The organism is Streptomyces sp. SudanB52_2052, from assembly GCF_964272415.1.
GTDB classification, from domain to species: Bacteria; Actinomycetota; Actinomycetes; order Streptomycetales; family Streptomycetaceae; genus Streptomyces; species Streptomyces olindensis.
Window position 1 is genome coordinate 7,599,184 of sequence record NZ_OZ186796.1, and the last position, 15,629, is coordinate 7,614,812.

Consider the following 15,629-nt stretch of genomic DNA (forward strand, 5'->3'; position numbering starts at 1 on the left):
GCCATGTACGAGCTGTCCCGGGTCCGCCTCTACTCCATCGGGCCGGCCGGTGCGCGCTACGCCGACACCGTGCTCGACCTGCGGGGCGTGGGCGAGCCCGTGCCCGACCCCGCGCCCACGCAGGCGGAGTTCTTCGAGGAGGAGCCCGTCGGCCCACCGCGCCGGCCCGCGCCCGCCGGCGTGCTGTTCCTGGAGAACGGCGGCGGCAAGTCGGTGCTGCTCAAGCTGATCTTCTCGGTGATGCTGCCGGGCCACCGCAACACGCTCGGCGGCGCCAGCTCCGGCGTGCTGCGCAAGTTCCTCCTCGCCGACGACTGCGGACACGTCGCGCTGGAGTGGCAGCACGTGCTGACCGGCGAGTGCGTCGTCGTCGGCAAGGTCAGCGAGTGGCGCGGACGACAGGTCTCCAACGACCCGCGGAAGTTCGCCGAGGCCTGGTACTCCTTCCGGCCCGGCCCCGGTCTCAGCCTCGACAACCTGCCCGTCGCCGAGTCCACCGCCGTACGTCCCCCGGTCGAGGGCCAGTCGGGGGCGCGCGGGCGGCGCCGCACCATGAAGGGCTTCCGGGACGCCCTCATGGAGGCGGGCAAGACCTACCCGCACCTGGAGGTGCACTGGGAGGAGATCCACGACCGCTGGATCGAGCACCTCGGCGACCTCGGCCTCGACCCGGAACTCTTCCGCTACCAGCGGGAGATGAACGCCGACGAGGGCGAGGCCGCCGGTCTCTTCGCCGTCAAGAAGGACGCCGACTTCACCGACCTGCTGCTGCGCGCCGTCACCGACACCCGCGACACCGACGGGCTCGCCGACCTGGTCAGCGGGTTCGGCAACAAGCTGGGCCGCAGGGCCGAGCTGATCGCCGAGCGCGATTTCACCGCCGGTTCCGTCGACCTGCTCGGGCGGATCGTCGAGGCCGCCGAGGCCCGCGCACGCGCGCGTGACGTCCACGCCGGAGCCGAGCGCCGCACCCGGACGCTGGCCCGGAGGCTGTCCGCGCGCGGCGTGCAGGAGCGGGCCCGGGCCGCCGACCTGGCCCAGCGGGTCACCGCCGCCGCGTACGCCGTCACCCACGCCGAGGCGGCCCGCGAGCGCAGCGCGCTGATCTCCGCCGAACTCGCCTACCGGCACGCCTCGCTGGCTCTTGCCGCCGCCGAGAAGTCCGCCGCCGCGCAGAAGCGCGAACTCGCCGACGCCCGCACGCTGTACTCCGCGTGGCAGGCCGCCGAGGCCGTCCTGCGCCACCGCGCCGCCGCCGACCGCGTCGCCCGCGTGTCCGCCGCGATCCAGGAGGCCGAGCGGGACGCCGCCCCCGCGCTGGCCGCCCGCTCCAAGGCCGCCGTCGACCTCGTGCGGGCCCTGCACGCGGCCGCGGAGAAGGCCGAGCACCACGCCAACGAGGAGGAGGAGCGGTCCGCCGCCCTCCAGGAGGTCAGCGACGCGGCCTACCGGGACTCCACCGCCGCCGCCACGCAGGCACAGCGCGCCCGCAGCGAGGTCGGGCACCTCAAGCAGCGCCTCGCCGAGGTCGAGCAGGAGACGGCCGAGGCGGTCCGGGCCGGCTGGCTCGACGACAGCGCGCCGGACGCCGACCCGGCCCGCGCCGCCCTGGCCGCCAGCGACGCCGAGAAGACCGCCGTCGCGGCCTGGGACTCCGCCCGCGAGGCCTCCCGCCGGGCCACCGAGCACGCGCGCGAGGCCGCCGCCACCGAGACCCGCGCCGAACTGACCGCGGCCCGCGCGGCCGACGCGGCCACCGCCGCCGAGCGGTCCTACGAGGCCGAGCGCCGCACCGCCGAGGCCCTGGCGGGGGAGGAGCGCCTGGCCGAACTGCTCGGCCTGACCCCCGAGACCCGCCCGGGCATCCCGCAGCCCCGCCACGGCACGGACGAGGGGCAGCCCACCCCGTCCGGCCCCGCCGAGCAGGGCCTCACCCCCGAGGAACTCGACCGCTTCGCCGACGACCTGCGCGAGCTGCTCGACGACGCCGTCTCCTCCGCCGAACGACAGCTGTTCGAGCTGCGTACGGCCGCCGCCGACGACTCCCGGATCCTCGGCGCGCTCGGTGACGGCGGGCTGCTGCCGCCCGGCCCGGACGTGCTGGCCACGGTCGAGTTCCTCGGCGAGCACGGCATCCCCGCCCTGCCCGGCTGGCGCTACCTCGCCCAGGCCGTCGACCCGGCCGACCACGCGCGCGTGCTGGCCGCCCGGCCCGAACTCGTCGACGGCGTGATCATCACCGACCCCGACTCCCACGCCCGAGCCCGCGAGGCGCTGGGCGACGCGGCGCTGCTGCCGCGTTCCGCCGTGGCGGTCGGCACCGCCGCCGCCCTGCTCGCCCCGACCCCCGCCCCGGACACCGACAGCGGTGACGTCTTCCTCGTGCCGCCGAACCCGGCCATGCACGACGAGCACGCCGCCGACGAGGAACGGCAGGCGCTGCGCGCCCGGGCGACCGAGCGGGACGAGGAGATCCGCACGCTCGCCGCCCGGCTCGGCAAGGACCGCGAGCTGGCCGCCCGGCTCGCCTCCTGGCGCACCGGCTGCCCGGCCGGCCGGCTGGCCGAACTGGCCCAGGCGGCGCACGACACCCGCGCGTTCGCCGAGGAGTCGGAGGCCGAGTTGGCCGAGGCGCGCACCGTCCGGGCCGAGGCCGACGAGGCCGCCGCCGAGGCCGCACGCGTCCGGGACGAGCGGCAGGAGGCCGCCCAGAAGGCCCGCCGCTCCGCCGACGCCCTCGCCGGACTCGCCTTCCGGCTGCGTGAGCGGGCCGGCTGGCAGGTCAAGCTGCGGGAACTGGCCGACGAGGCCGCCGAGGCCGAGGCGAGCGCCCAGGCCTGCCTGGAACGGGCCCGGGCCGCCGACGAGGACCGCCGTGCCGCCCAGCGCGCCGCCGACGACGCCCGCCGCACCGCCCGCGCGCTGCGCGCCGAGCGCTCCGAGATCGCAGGCGCCCCCGACGACGTGCCCGAGGACGACACCGACACCCCGAAGACGTCCCTGCCCGCACTGCGCGAGGCCTACCGGGCCGCCTCCCAGGTGTACGAGAAGGTCGGCGTGGGTGCCGACCTGCGCGCCGAACAGGCCCGCGCGGAGAGCGACGAGAGCGCGGCCCGCGCGGAGCTGGACCGGCTGAGCAACAAGGTCCGCACGCGCGCGGAGCAACTCCTCGAATCCCCCGACGGCTCCGACGGGCCGAGCCGCCAGGCCGCCGCCGCCCGGGCCGAGGAGCTGGTGCAGCTTCTGGAGACCCGCATGTCGACCGCGAGCGAGCAGCTCGGCCGGCTGCGCGGCGAGGCCGAACGGCACGCGCCCGAGGACGGCGAGGCCCACACCGACCTCCCCGAGGACCTCCAGCCGCGCGACGCCGAACACGCCCAGACCCTGCTGCGCACCGCCACGGCCGAACTCGCCTCCCACACCGAGGCACTCGACCAGGCCCGGGAGGCGCACGCCGAACTCCTCGACGCCCACCGCGCCGCCGAGGACGCGGCGAGCGGCTTCGACGAGATCGCCGCCATGCTCCGCGACCTGCTGCGCGAGCACACCACGGAGGAAGAGCAGGAGGAGACGGAGCCGTACCCCGGCAGCCCCGAGGAGGCCCGGCAGGCGGCCGCCGAGGCCCGCCGCTCCCTGCGCGGCTGCGCCGCCGACCTGTCCGCCGCCGAGGCCGCCGTCCGCGAGGCGAGCGACATCCTCGTCCGGCACGCCAACTCCACCCGCTACGAGCAGGTCCGCACCCCGGCCCGGCAGCAGATCCGCGAACTGCCCGCCTCCGCGCTGCCCGAACACGCCCAGAAGTGGGCGGACGCCTTCGCGCCGCGGCTGCGGGTCCTCACCGACGAGCTGGAGCAGCTGGAGCGCAACCGCGACTCGATCGTGGACCGGCTGCGCGGCCTGGTCGAATCGGCCCTGGCCACCCTCCGCTCCGCCCAGCGGCTCTCCCGGCTGCCGGAGGGCCTCGGCGAGTGGTCGGGGCAGGAGTTCCTCCGCATCCGCTTCGAGGAGCCCGACCAGGCCACGCTCACCGAGCGGCTCGGCGAGGTCATCGACGAGGCGACCCGCGCCGCCGTCAAGAAGAACTCCGACCTGCGGCGGGACGGCATGTCCCTGCTGCTGCGAGGGGTGGCCGCGGCCCTCCAGCCCAAGGGAGTCGCCGTCGAAATCCTCAAGCCCGACGCGGTGCTGCGCGCCGAGCGCGTGCCCGTCGGGCAGATGGGCGACGTCTTCTCCGGCGGCCAGCTGCTGACCGCCGCCATCGCCCTGTACTGCACGATGGCCGCCCTGCGTTCGAACGACCGGGGCCGCGACAAGCACCGGCACGCGGGCACGCTGTTCCTCGACAACCCCATCGGCCGCGCCAACGCCACGTACCTGCTGGAGCTCCAGCGGGCGGTGTCGGACGCCCTGGGCGTCCAGCTCCTGTACACCACGGGCCTGTTCGACACCACCGCGCTGGCCGAGTTCCCCCTGGTCATCCGCATGCGCAACGACGCCGACCTCAGGGCGGGCCTGAAGTACATCAGCGTCGAGGAGCACCTCCGCCCGGGCCTGCCGCAGCAGCCCCAGGCGGGGGAGGCGGTCCACAGCGAGATCACGGCGACCAGGATGTACAAGCGCCCGGCGGCCGCGACCTCCTAGGTCGGGCGTCCTCCGGCATGCGTACGCGCAGGTCCTCCTTCGGTCCTCAGTCGGCCGCCGGGGTGGCGACGGGGGCGGCGGCCGCGGCGTCCGAGCGGTGCTCGGCGAGCACCCCGGTCCGGTGCCGTTGGACGAACCAGTAGTAGGCGAAGCCGCCGCCCGCGATGACCGCGACGAACAGCACCGCGCCCCAGCGCAGGTACCAGTGGTAGGGCTCCGTCGCGTTGTAGACGGCGGCCCGCGGCCAGATCAGGTTGAGCGTCATGGCCCCGCCCCACAGCACGGCCACGATGTTGACCGGTAGGCCCCAGCGGCCCAGCGAGAACCGGCCCCCGTCCGCGGGCTGCCACCTCCCCCGCAGCCGGGCGACCAGCAGCGGCACCGTGACGCCCAGGTAGGCGAGGTAGATCATGATGATGCCGATGCTGGTGACGACGGTGAAGATCTGGGGCTGGCGGATGTTGACCACCAGGATCGCCAGCGCGAAGATCCCGATGATCACGGTCGGCAGGACCGGTGTCTGGAACCGCGGATGGCACTTGGCCAGCTTCGAGGACGCGGGCAGGTTGTTGTCGCGGGCCATCGCGAACGCCAGCCGGACCGCCGCCGTGTGCACCGCCAGGGCGCACACCGTCACCGCGATCAGCACACACCACAGCATCGCCTTGCCGGCCGTCGGGCCGAGCACGTCGAGCACGATGTACTGCAGACCGTCCGTGGACAGCTTCTCGCCGTTCAGACTGGACACGCTCATCAACGCGAGCAACAGGATCAACCCGCCGAGGATGAAGGACGCGACGATCGCCCGGATGATCGCGCGGGGCGCGTTCCGCGTCGGGTCCAGGGACTCCTCGCCGAGCGAGGCGGCGGTGTCGAAGCCGTACATGACGTACGCCGAGGCCAGCGACGCCACGAGAAAGGCGCCCAGATACCCGTTTCCGTACGCCGCGCCGGTGCCGTGCGTCTCCATGACGACCTGGGGACCGCGCGTGATGTGGACGGCGAACAGGACGATCAGTACCACAGTGGCGATCAACTCGATGAACACGCCCGCCGTGTTGATCCGTGCCATCAGCTTGACGCCGAAGGCGTTCACCAGGGTGGTGAACAGGATCAACACCGCGGCCAGGATGACCGCGTTGGTCGCCACGTCGTACGTACCGGTGCCGTCCCCCACGAACTGGAAGAACGACGAGATCTGCGGCAGCGTCAACTGGTAGGCCAGCGCCACGGCCGATATGGACACGATCGAGGCGATCAACATCATCCAGCCGGCGAGCCAGCCCAGATGCGGATTGCCTATCTTCTTCGACCAGTTGTAGACGGATCCCGCCACGGGATAGCGGGCGGCGAGCTCCGCGAAGCAGAGGGCGACCATGAACTGGCCCACGAAGACCATCGGCCACGACCACCAGTAGGCGGGGCCGCCGCTGCCGTAGCCGAAGTAGAACAGCTGGAAGGTGCCGGTCAGGATCGAGATGTAGCTGATCCCGGCGGCGAAGGTGTGGAAGTTGCCGAGGGTTCTCTTGAGTTCGGGTTTGTAGCCGAACTCGGTGAGTTCTGCGTCGTCCTGGCCGTGTGGGTCTGTGGACTGCGAGGGAGCTGTCATGGGCGGTTCCTCGATGCGTGTTCCGGCAGGCCGGTTTCGGTCGGTCGAACCAACCCTGAGGGGTGCGGCGGGTCTTGCGCCAGATGCGCTTCACCTCGCGGTACTCCGCGTGACCCTCACAGGTCCCGGTTCGCGTCCGAAGCAGGACTGCCTGAAGCGTGCAGGTCGAGAAGTGGCCGCCGGCTTCACGAGTGGGACAACTGCCCGGCCCCACCCCGCCGGCGTATCCGCCCCTGTGCCCGGGCCGCCGCTCGGGCCTGACGCCGGGCCCGGCGGCGCTCACGGCGCAGCGCCCGTGCCGTGCTGCTCGGCATGGACACCACCCCGTTGCGCTGGTTCCAGACCTGACGCGTCACCCACACGTCGAGCGCTCCCCAGGTGGCCACGATCGTGCTGACCACACTGCTGATCACCATGGGAAACGCCAGCCAGGACCCGGCCAGCGTGCACAGGAAGGCCACCATCGCCTGAATCAGCGTCACGGCGATGAGCAGGACCGCCCGCACAGCCGCCGTCCGCACCGGATCCGGCAACCGGCGCCGACGCGCCGGCTCCTCGACCCACAAGGGCCGGTAGTACTGCTGCTCGCGTATGCCACGGCCCACCTCGGTAGCCGGGACGTCCGCCTCTCGGGTCCTTGTCTCTGCCTCGGCAGCCGGAATGTCATGATCGGTCACCCCTGGATCCCGATGCCCCGTCACCTGCACCCCACCAGCCCTGGGCGCCCCGCGCCGCTCCGCCGTGCCCATCAACGTGTCACTCCCCACCGCCGGCAGACCGCTCGCCCGCATCCGAAGACTCGTGCTCCCCAGTGGCTGCCCGGCTTGCGCTGTTTTACGCCGCCCGGGTTCGGGATGCGGCTCCTGTGGTCGATTCCGCCCCCATTTCCCGTAGTGAAGGACGAACAACCCGCCACGAAGATTCCCAGAAACCGAAAAATTTCAGCCAACCGCCCTGGCCGACCACGGGGATTGGCCCGTACGCTCACCACCGGATTCGGGGAGACAACTCCTGCAATGACCGGACAACTCCCCACGCCTCGTGGCTGGCGCGGAAGTTCAGCCTCCGGACCGGTCTTCGAGTTCCCTGTGCGTCGGTAGTAGGCTCGCGCCGTTTGTTGACGCACATGTGTACCCCCGGTAGGGCCGGGGGCCCGAGCTGGGGGAGGCCATGCGCTTTCGCGGGAAGTCCATCCGCCGGAAGATCGTGGCGCTGCTTCTCGTGCCGCTGGTGTCCCTGACCGCGATCTGGGCCTTCGCCACCGTGCTCACGGGACGCGAGGCGGGCGACCTGTTCAACGTGTCGTCCGTGGTGGAGAAGATCGCCTACCCCGTCGAGGACACCGTCCGCGTCCTCCAGGAGGAACGCCGCCAGACTCTCGTCTACCTCGCCGACCCCCGTGCCTCCGACGGACTCGCCGCGCTCCGGCGCAGCCGGGCCGCCACCGACGAGGCCGTCGGCGGCATCCGCGAGAACGCCGAGAACCCGGACGTGCGCGACGCGATGGGCCAGGACACCGACGAGCGGCTCACCGCGGTCCTGGACGCCTTCGACGGCATCGAGTCGCTGCGCCGCAGTGTCGAGGACGGCACCGTCGACCGCTCGCAGGCTCTCGACCTCTACAACCGCCTGGTCGACCCGTGCTACGCCCTGCTGGCCAACCTGCACGTGGTCGACAACGTCGAGCTGGACAAGCAGTACCGCGCGCTGGTCAACCTCGCCCGCGCCCGTGAACTCCTCTCCCGCGAAGACGCCCTCCTCGGCTCGGCCCTGATCGTCGGCAGGATCTCCCACGCCGAAGAGCGCGACATCTCCGACCTCGTGGCCCAGCGCACGCTGATGTACGACGTCAACCTGCAGCTGCTGCCCGCCGCGGAGCGCGACCGCTACGAGAGCTTCTGGAAGAACGCCTCCTCCGCACCCCTGCGCGTCGCCGAGGAAGCAGCCCTCGACTCGGGAGCCGGCACACCGCGCGGCGTCACCGCGAAGAGCTGGGACAGCGCGGCCGGAAACGTGCTCGACGAGCTCGGCACCCTCAACGACCAGGCCAACGACCGCTACCAGGACCGCGTCCACCCGGTGGCCATCGGCGTCATCGCCAAGGCGGTCATCGCCGGCGCACTCGGCCTGATCGCGCTCCTGCTCTCCCTCTTCCTGTCCGTACGCGTCGGCCGCACCCTCATCCGCGACCTGCGGCAGCTCCGACTGGAGGCCCACGAGGCGTCCGGAGTGCGGCTGCCCAGCGTGATGCGCCGCCTCTCCGCGGGCGAGCAGGTCGACGTCGAGACCGAGGTGCCGCGCCTGGAGTACGACAAGAACGAGATGGGCGAGGTCGGCCAGGCCCTCAACACCCTCCAGCGCGCCGCCGTCGAGGCCGCCGTCAAGCAGGCCGAACTGCGCGCCGGTGTCTCCGAGGTCTTCGTCAACCTCGCGCGTCGCAGCCAGGTCCTGCTCCACAAGCAGCTCACCCTGCTCGACGCCATGGAGCGCAGGACCGAGGACACCGAGGAACTCGCCGACCTGTTCCGACTCGACCACCTGACCACCCGCATGCGCCGGCACGCCGAGGGTCTCGTGATCCTCTCCGGCGCCGCTCCCTCCCGCCAATGGCGCAAGCCCGTCCAGCTCATGGACGTCGTCCGCGCCGCCGTCGCCGAGGTGGAGGACTACGAGCGCATCGAGGTCCGCCGTCTTCCGCGTATCGCCGTCACCGGCCCGGCCGTGGCCGACCTCACCCACCTCGTGGCCGAACTCCTGGAGAACGCCACGGTCTTCTCCCCGCCGCACACCGCCGTACAGGTCCTGGGGGAGCGGGTCGCCAACGGCTTCACGCTCGAGATCCACGACCGCGGCCTCGGCATGGCCGCCGAAGCGCTCCTGGACGCCAACCTCCGGCTCGCCGAGACGCCGGAGTTCGAACTCTCCGACACCGACCGGCTCGGCCTGTTCGTGGTCAGCCGCCTCGCCCAGCGGCAGAACGTCCGGGTCTCCCTGCAGCCCTCCCCGTACGGCGGCACGACCGCCGTGGTCTTCATCCCCGACGCGCTGCTGACGGACGACGTCCCCGACACCAACGGCTTGGGTTTCCGGCTCGACCGGCCCCAACTGGCCAAGGAGAGCGAGCCGCAGGACAACCGCCGCGCCGCGCTGTCCCAGGCTCCCGCCCCGCGGCCCGGCCTGCCGGCCTCTCTCCTGGACGGACCGGTCGAGCTGGAGGCCCCCGTCGATCTGGACGCCATCGGCGACTTCCCCGGCGCCATCGAGGACGAGGACAGCGAACACGGCGGCCTCTTCCGCCCGCGCCACTCCCTCATCCGCGCCCAGGACGAGGCGGTCGACCGCCGCACCGACACCCACCAGCAGGCCGCCGACTCACGCGGCGCACGCGACCGCACGGACCCGGAGGACGAGCTGAGCGCTCCGGTCCCGCTGCCCCGCCGCCACACCCCCAAGCTGGTCAGCTCGCACGGGCGCCCCGTCACCGAGCAGCGCTCCCGGCGGGGAAAGACCGACGAGGAGACCGCGGGCACCGGCCGAGCGGAGTCGGGGGCCACGCCCTCGCTCCCGTCGCGCCGCCGCGGCGAGGACTCCCCGAGCGGTCGGGACACGGGCCGGACCGGCCCGGAGCCCGCGCTTCCGGAGCGCCGCCGCACCGAGGGCTCGCCGTCCGGCAGCGCGTCGCAGCCGGACGCGCCGCCGCCCCTGCCGGCCCGCCGTCGGGGGACGGACTCCGCTCGCCGGGGCATCGGCGCGGTCGGCCGAAGCGAGGAACGCACCGCATCCCCTGCCGCGTCCGGCAGCGGTTCCGGCGACCGGTCGGAGCCGTCCTCCCTTCCCCGGCGTACCCGCCGCGCGGAGATCGCCTCGAGCGGCCCGGACGCACCCGACCGCCTCTCCGGCATCTCGGCGGCCATGCCCGGCGGGCCCGTGCGCCATGGGACCGGCTCCGGAGCGGCGCCCCAGGAGACCGGCTCGGCAGGACGGGGGGACGCCCCCCGCTCCACACCCCAGACGCCTCGCTCCGGCACCGCGCCGCTGCCCCGGCGCGTCCGGCAGGCCAACCTGGCCCCGCAGCTGAAACGGGGCCCCGAGCCTCGGACGGAGGCCAGGACCGAGCCCGCCGAACGCGACGCCGAGCAAGTACGCAGCCGGATGGCCTCGCTCCAGCGCGGCTGGCAGCGCGGCCGCGAGGAGAACGCCGCGGGCGATGCCGCCCACAGCGGCGCAGCACGACAAGGAACGACAGAGGGGGACGGTCGATGACCGCACCGAAGGCGACCGGCCACACCGCGAACGGCAAGGGGGAGCTGAACTGGCTCCTCGACGATCTCGTGGACCGCGTCGCGAGCATCCGCAAGGCCCTCGTGCTCTCCGGCGACGGGTTGCCGACAGGGTTGTCCAAGGACCTGACCAGGGAGGACAGCGAGCACCTCGCCGCCGTCGCCTCCGGGTTCCACAGCCTCGCCAAGGGGGTGGGACGCCACTTCGAGGCCGGTAACGTCCGTCAGACGGTCGTCGAGCTCGACGACGCCTTCCTGTTCGTGACGGCCGCCGGCGACGGCAGCTGCCTCGCCGTCCTCTCGGACGCCGACTCGGACGTCGGCCAGGTCGCCTACGAGATGACACTCCTCGTGAAGCGGGTGGGTGTGCATCTGGGCGCCGCTCCGCGCACCGATCTGCCCGCAGGCGGGTAGTGGGATGACATGAGCGCTGACGGTCAGGGAAGAAGCCACTGGTTCGACGACGAGGCCGGACCGGTCGTCCGTCCGTACGCCATGACGCGCGGCCGCACCAGCAGCCAGGGCCAGCATCGGCTGGACCTGATCGCGGTCGTGGTCACCGAACCGCACGCGGACGACCCGGAGGCCGACCACATGCTCTCCCCGGAGCACGTGGACATCGTCGAACTGTGCCGTGACGTCCCGCAGTCGGTCGCCGAACTCGCAGCGGAACTCGACCTGCCGATCGGGGTGGTACGGGTCCTCGTCGGAGATCTCGTGGACGCGGAATTCGTCCACGTGAACCGGCCCGTACCCCCGGCCGAACTGCCGGACGAGAGTATTCTGCGCGACGTGATCAACGGCCTCCGGGCGCTGTGAGCAGCGCGGAAGCGGGGTACTGACGTGACTGGCTGGCAGTTCTGGGTCGACCGAGGCGGCACCTTCACGGACGTCGTCGCGCGGCGCCCGGACGGCCGGCTGCTCACGCACAAGCTCCTGTCGGACAATCCGGCACGCTACGCCGACGCCGCGGTCGAGGGCGTCCGCACCCTGCTGTCCGCCTCCGCCGAGCCCGTCGAGACCGTACGCATGGGGACCACGGTCGCCACCAACGCCCTCCTGGAGCGCAAGGGCGAACGCACCCTCCTGGCCATCACCCGCGGCTTCCGCGACGCCCTGCGCATCGCCTACCAGAACCGCCCGAGCATCTTCGCCCGACGCATCGACCTGCCCGAGCTGCTGTACGAACGGGTCGTCGAGGTCGACGAGCGCATCGACGCCGACGGCACCGTCCTCCTCGCGCCCGACCTGGACGCCCTCGCCGGGCCCCTCCAGGAGGCGTACGACGACGGCATCCGCGCGGTCGCCGTGGTCTGCATGCACAGCCATCTCCACCCCGCCCACGAACAGGCTGTCGGGGAGCTCGCCGCCCGCATCGGCTTCCCGCAGATCTCGCTCTCCAGCGAGGCCAGCCCCCTGATGAAGCTCGTCCCCCGCGGGGACACCGCCGTCGTCGACGCCTACCTCTCGCCCGTACTGCGCCGCTACGTCCGGCACGTCGCCGACGAACTCGAAGGCGTCCGGCTGATGTTCATGCAGTCCAACGGCGGCCTCACCGAGGCCGGGCAGTTCCGCGGCAAGGACGCCATCCTGTCCGGCCCGGCCGGCGGCATCGTCGGCATGGCCCGGATGTCGCAGCTCGCCGGCTTCGACCGCGTCATCGGCTTCGACATGGGCGGCACCTCCACCGACGTCTCCCACTTCGCGGGCGAGTACGAACGCGTCTTCACCAGCCGGATCGCCGGCGTCCGGCTGCGCGCCCCCATGCTGGACATCCACACCGTCGCGGCCGGCGGCGGCTCCGTCCTGCACTTCGACGGCTCCCGCTACCGCGTAGGGCCGGACTCGGCGGGCGCGGACCCGGGACCCGCCTGCTACCGGGGCGGCGGCCCGCTCGCCGTCACCGATGCCAACGTCATGCTCGGCCGTATCCAGCCCGCCCACTTCCCGAACGTGTTCGGCCCGAACGGCGACGAACCCCTCGACGAGGCACTCGTCCGGGACCGCTTCACCGCCCTCGCGCGCGAGATCAGTGAGCGGACCGGCGACGACCGCACCCCCGAGCAGGTCGCCGAGGGTTACCTGCGGATCGCCGTCGCCAACATCGCGTCCGCGGTGAAGCGGATCTCCGTCCAGAAGGGCCACGACGTCACCCGCTACGCCCTCACCACGTTCGGCGGCGCCGGTGGCCAGCACGCCTGCATGGTCGCCGACTCCCTCGGCATCCGCACCGTCCTCGTGCCGCCCATGGCCGGTGTCCTCTCCGCGCTCGGCATCGGGCTCGCCGACACCACCGCCATGCGTGAACAGTCCGTCGAGGCACCTCTGGAACCCGCCTCCATGCCCGGCGTCCGCAAGACCGCCGAAGACCTCGAAGCCGCAGCGCGCGCCGAACTCCTCGCCGAGGACGTCCCCGAGGAACGCATCGAGGTCACCCGTCGCGCGGAACTCCGCTACGACGGCACCGACACCACCCTCACCGTCGAGCTGACCGAGCCCGACACGATGCGGCGAGCCTTCGAAGACCGTCATCGCGCCACGTACTCCTTCACGCTCGATCGCCCGATCGTCGTCGAAGCCCTCTCCGTCGAAGCCACCGGCATCACAGAACCCCCCGATCTCTCCGCTCTCGCCCCCTACGGGGCCACCCCGGACGGCAGCCCCGCCCCGCCCCGGACCGTCCGCCTCCACACCGGCGGATCCTGGCGCGACGTCCCCCTCCACCGCCGCGAGGACCTTCCCCCCGGTGACCCCGTCAACGGCCCGGCGATCATCACCGAAGCCGGCGCGACGACCGTCGTCGACGACGGCTGGCGGGCCGCGGCGACCGACGACGGGCATCTGCTCATGGAACGCGCCGCGATTACGCAGAGTTCCGATCTCGACACGAAAGTCGACCCGGTTCTGCTTGAGGTCTTCAACAACCTCTTCATGTCCATCGCCGAGCAGATGGGCGCCCGCCTCGAGTCCACCGCCCAGTCCGTCAACATCAAGGAGCGCCTGGACTTCTCCTGCGCGCTCTTCGACCCGGACGGAAACCTGGTGGCCAACGCCCCGCACATCCCCGTCCACCTGGGCTCGATGGGGACCAGCGTGAAAGAGGTCATCCGCCGGCGCGGCCCCCGCATGCGCCCGGGCGACACCTACGCCGTCAACGACCCGTACCACGGCGGCACCCACCTGCCCGACGTCACCGTGATCACCCCGGTCTTCGCCACTCCGTCGACGAACAACACGGAGAGTGACCAGGAGATCCTCTTCTATGTCGCCTCACGCGGCCACCACGCCGAGATCGGCGGCATCGCCCCCGGCTCCATGCCCGCGAACAGCCGCACCATCGAGGAGGAAGGCGTCCTCTTCGACAACTGGCTGCTCGCCGAGAACGGCCGCTTCCGTGAGGACGAGACCCTCCGCCTCCTCACCGAGGCCCCGCACCCCTCCCGCAACCCGAAGACCAACCTCGCCGACCTGCGCGCCCAGATCGCCGCCAACCAGAAGGGCGTCGACGAGGTCGGCCGCATGATCGGGGAATTCGGCCTCGACGCCGTCCAGGCCTACATGCGGCACGTCCAGGACAACGCCGAAGAGGCCGTGCGCCGTGTCATCGACGCCCTCGACGACGGCGCGTACGCCTACGAGACCGACTCGGGCGCCGTCATCCGCGTGACCGTACGCGTGGACCGCGAGAACCGGGCCGCGACCATCGACTTCACCGGCACGTCCGCGCAACTGCCCACCAACTTCAACGCGCCCCTCTCGGTCGTCAACGCGGCGGTCCTGTACGTCTTCCGGACTCTCGTCGCCGACGACATCCCCCTCAACGACGGCTGCCTGCGCCCCCTGAGCATCGTCGTACCGCCCGGCTCGTTGCTCGCGCCCGAGCCGCCGGCCGCCGTCGTCGCGGGCAACGTGGAGACCTCCCAGGCCATCACCGGCGCCCTCTACGCCGCCCTCGGCGTCCAGGCCGAGGGCTCCGGGACCATGAACAACGTCACCTTCGGCAACGCCCGCCACCAGTACTACGAGACGGTCGCCTCCGGCTCCGGAGCGGGCGACGGCTTCCCCGGCGCACCCGTCGTTCAGACCCACATGACCAACTCTCGCCTCACCGACCCCGAGGTCCTGGAGTGGCGACTGCCCGTGCGCCTCGAGGAGTTCGCGGTCCGGCGCGGCAGCGGCGGCGCCGGACGGTGGCGTGGCGGGGACGGTGCCGTGCGCCGCATCCGCTTCCTGGAGCCCATGACCGTCTCCACGCTCTCGCAGCACCGCCGCGTCCCCCCGTACGGTATGGCGGGTGGCGAGCCGGGAGCTCTCGGCGCCAACCGGGTGGAACACGCCGACGGCACGGTGACCGACCTCGGCGGCAGTGGCTCCGCGGACGTCGTCACCGGCGACGTACTCGTCATCGAAACCCCCGGCGGCGGAGGCTACGGCCCGCCGTCGCCCGACCCCCATCAAGCAGGAGAAGAGATCGATGATCTTCGGGCGTTCTGAGCGCGGCAAGCCTCCGGTCGAGCCCGTCACGCTCAAGATCCTGGTGGCCGGCGGCTTCGGCGTGGGCAAGACCACGCTCGTCGGCGCGGTCAGCGAGATCAGGCCGCTGCGCACCGAGGAACTGCTCACCGAGGCCGGGCGCCCGGTCGACGACACCAGCGGCGTGGAAGGCAAGCACACCACGACCGTGGCCATGGACTTCGGCCGCATCACCCTGCGCGAGGACCTGGTGCTGTACCTCTTCGGCACGCCCGGACAGGAGCGGTTCTGGTTCATGTGGGACGAACTCTCCGAGGGAGCGCTCGGTGCCGTCGTGCTCGCCGACACCCGACGCCTGGAGGACTGCTTCGCCGCCGTCGACTACTTCGAACGGCGCGCCATACCGTTCCTCGTCGGCGTCAACTGCTTCGAGGGCGCCCCGCGCTACCCGGTCGAGGACGTCCGCCAGGCCCTCGACCTCGACGACGGCGTACCGCTCATGATGTGCGACGCCCGCGACCGCGAGTCCGTCAAGGAAGCGCTCATCGGCGTCGTCCAGCACGCGATGGCCTACGCGGCCGAACACCGCCAGACGGTGACCTCCTGACCGCTGACGGCCGACGGCT

General features: G+C 72.4%; 8 protein-coding genes. 6 read left to right on the forward strand and 2 right to left on the reverse strand.

What is annotated here, in order from left to right; all coding sequences use genetic code 11:
* Positions 1-3 precede the first annotated feature (3 nt).
* Complete coding sequence (locus ACSUPV_RS34165) at positions 4-4,641, forward strand: hypothetical protein (RefSeq protein WP_436949154.1); 4,638 nt, start codon at positions 4-6, stop codon at positions 4,639-4,641.
* Positions 4,642-4,687: 46 nt separating this feature from the next.
* Here ACSUPV_RS34165 and ACSUPV_RS34170 read toward each other — a convergent pair whose 3' ends face one another.
* Positions 4,688-6,250 carry an APC family permease gene (locus tag ACSUPV_RS34170; RefSeq protein ID WP_382616545.1) on the reverse strand — a complete coding sequence of 521 codons (1,563 nt, stop codon included), beginning with the start codon at positions 6,248-6,250 and terminating at the stop codon, positions 4,688-4,690.
* Positions 6,251-6,435: 185 nt separating this feature from the next.
* Positions 6,436-6,999, reverse strand: a complete 564-nt coding sequence (locus ACSUPV_RS34175; protein ID WP_382616546.1) for a hypothetical protein — start codon at positions 6,997-6,999, stop codon at positions 6,436-6,438.
* Between the two features lie 421 nt (positions 7,000-7,420).
* Between ACSUPV_RS34175 and ACSUPV_RS34180 the strand changes: the two genes are divergently transcribed.
* From ACSUPV_RS34180 to ACSUPV_RS34200, 5 genes are read left to right on the forward strand one after another with little or no spacing between them, the layout of a single operon-like run.
* Positions 7,421-10,513 carry a nitrate- and nitrite sensing domain-containing protein gene (locus tag ACSUPV_RS34180; protein WP_436949155.1) on the forward strand — a complete coding sequence of 1,031 codons (3,093 nt, stop codon included), beginning with the start codon at positions 7,421-7,423 and terminating at the stop codon, positions 10,511-10,513.
* Positions 10,510-10,944 (forward strand): roadblock/LC7 domain-containing protein, encoded by a 435-nt coding sequence (locus tag ACSUPV_RS34185; RefSeq protein ID WP_037769232.1) that lies wholly within the window; start codon positions 10,510-10,512, stop codon positions 10,942-10,944. Before ACSUPV_RS34180 ends, ACSUPV_RS34185 begins: the two co-directional genes overlap by 4 nt.
* Positions 10,945-10,953: 9 nt before the next feature.
* Complete coding sequence (locus ACSUPV_RS34190) at positions 10,954-11,349, forward strand: DUF742 domain-containing protein (RefSeq protein WP_010046285.1); 396 nt, start codon at positions 10,954-10,956, stop codon at positions 11,347-11,349.
* A gap of 24 nt (positions 11,350-11,373) precedes the next feature.
* On the forward strand, positions 11,374-15,024 hold the full coding sequence (locus ACSUPV_RS34195) for a hydantoinase B/oxoprolinase family protein (protein ID WP_436949156.1): 3,651 nt from the start codon (positions 11,374-11,376) through the stop codon (positions 15,022-15,024).
* Positions 15,005-15,610 carry a GTP-binding protein gene (locus tag ACSUPV_RS34200; RefSeq protein WP_359794313.1) on the forward strand — a complete coding sequence of 202 codons (606 nt, stop codon included), beginning with the start codon at positions 15,005-15,007 and terminating at the stop codon, positions 15,608-15,610. The genes ACSUPV_RS34195 and ACSUPV_RS34200 overlap by 20 nt, the downstream gene beginning before the upstream one ends.
* Positions 15,611-15,629 lie beyond the last annotated feature (19 nt).

Coding starts and splice junctions, on each gene's coding strand:
- ACSUPV_RS34165 (WP_436949154.1), top strand. CDS start 4: ATGTACGAGCTGTCCCGGGTCCGCCTCTACTCCATCGGGCCGGCCGGT.
- ACSUPV_RS34170 (WP_382616545.1), bottom strand. CDS start 6,250: ATGACAGCTCCCTCGCAGTCCACAGACCCACACGGCCAGGACGACGCA.
- ACSUPV_RS34175 (WP_382616546.1), bottom strand. CDS start 6,999: ATGGGCACGGCGGAGCGGCGCGGGGCGCCCAGGGCTGGTGGGGTGCAG.
- ACSUPV_RS34180 (WP_436949155.1), top strand. CDS start 7,421: ATGCGCTTTCGCGGGAAGTCCATCCGCCGGAAGATCGTGGCGCTGCTT.
- ACSUPV_RS34185 (WP_037769232.1), top strand. CDS start 10,510: ATGACCGCACCGAAGGCGACCGGCCACACCGCGAACGGCAAGGGGGAG.
- ACSUPV_RS34190 (WP_010046285.1), top strand. CDS start 10,954: ATGAGCGCTGACGGTCAGGGAAGAAGCCACTGGTTCGACGACGAGGCC.
- ACSUPV_RS34200 (WP_359794313.1), top strand. CDS start 15,005: ATGATCTTCGGGCGTTCTGAGCGCGGCAAGCCTCCGGTCGAGCCCGTC.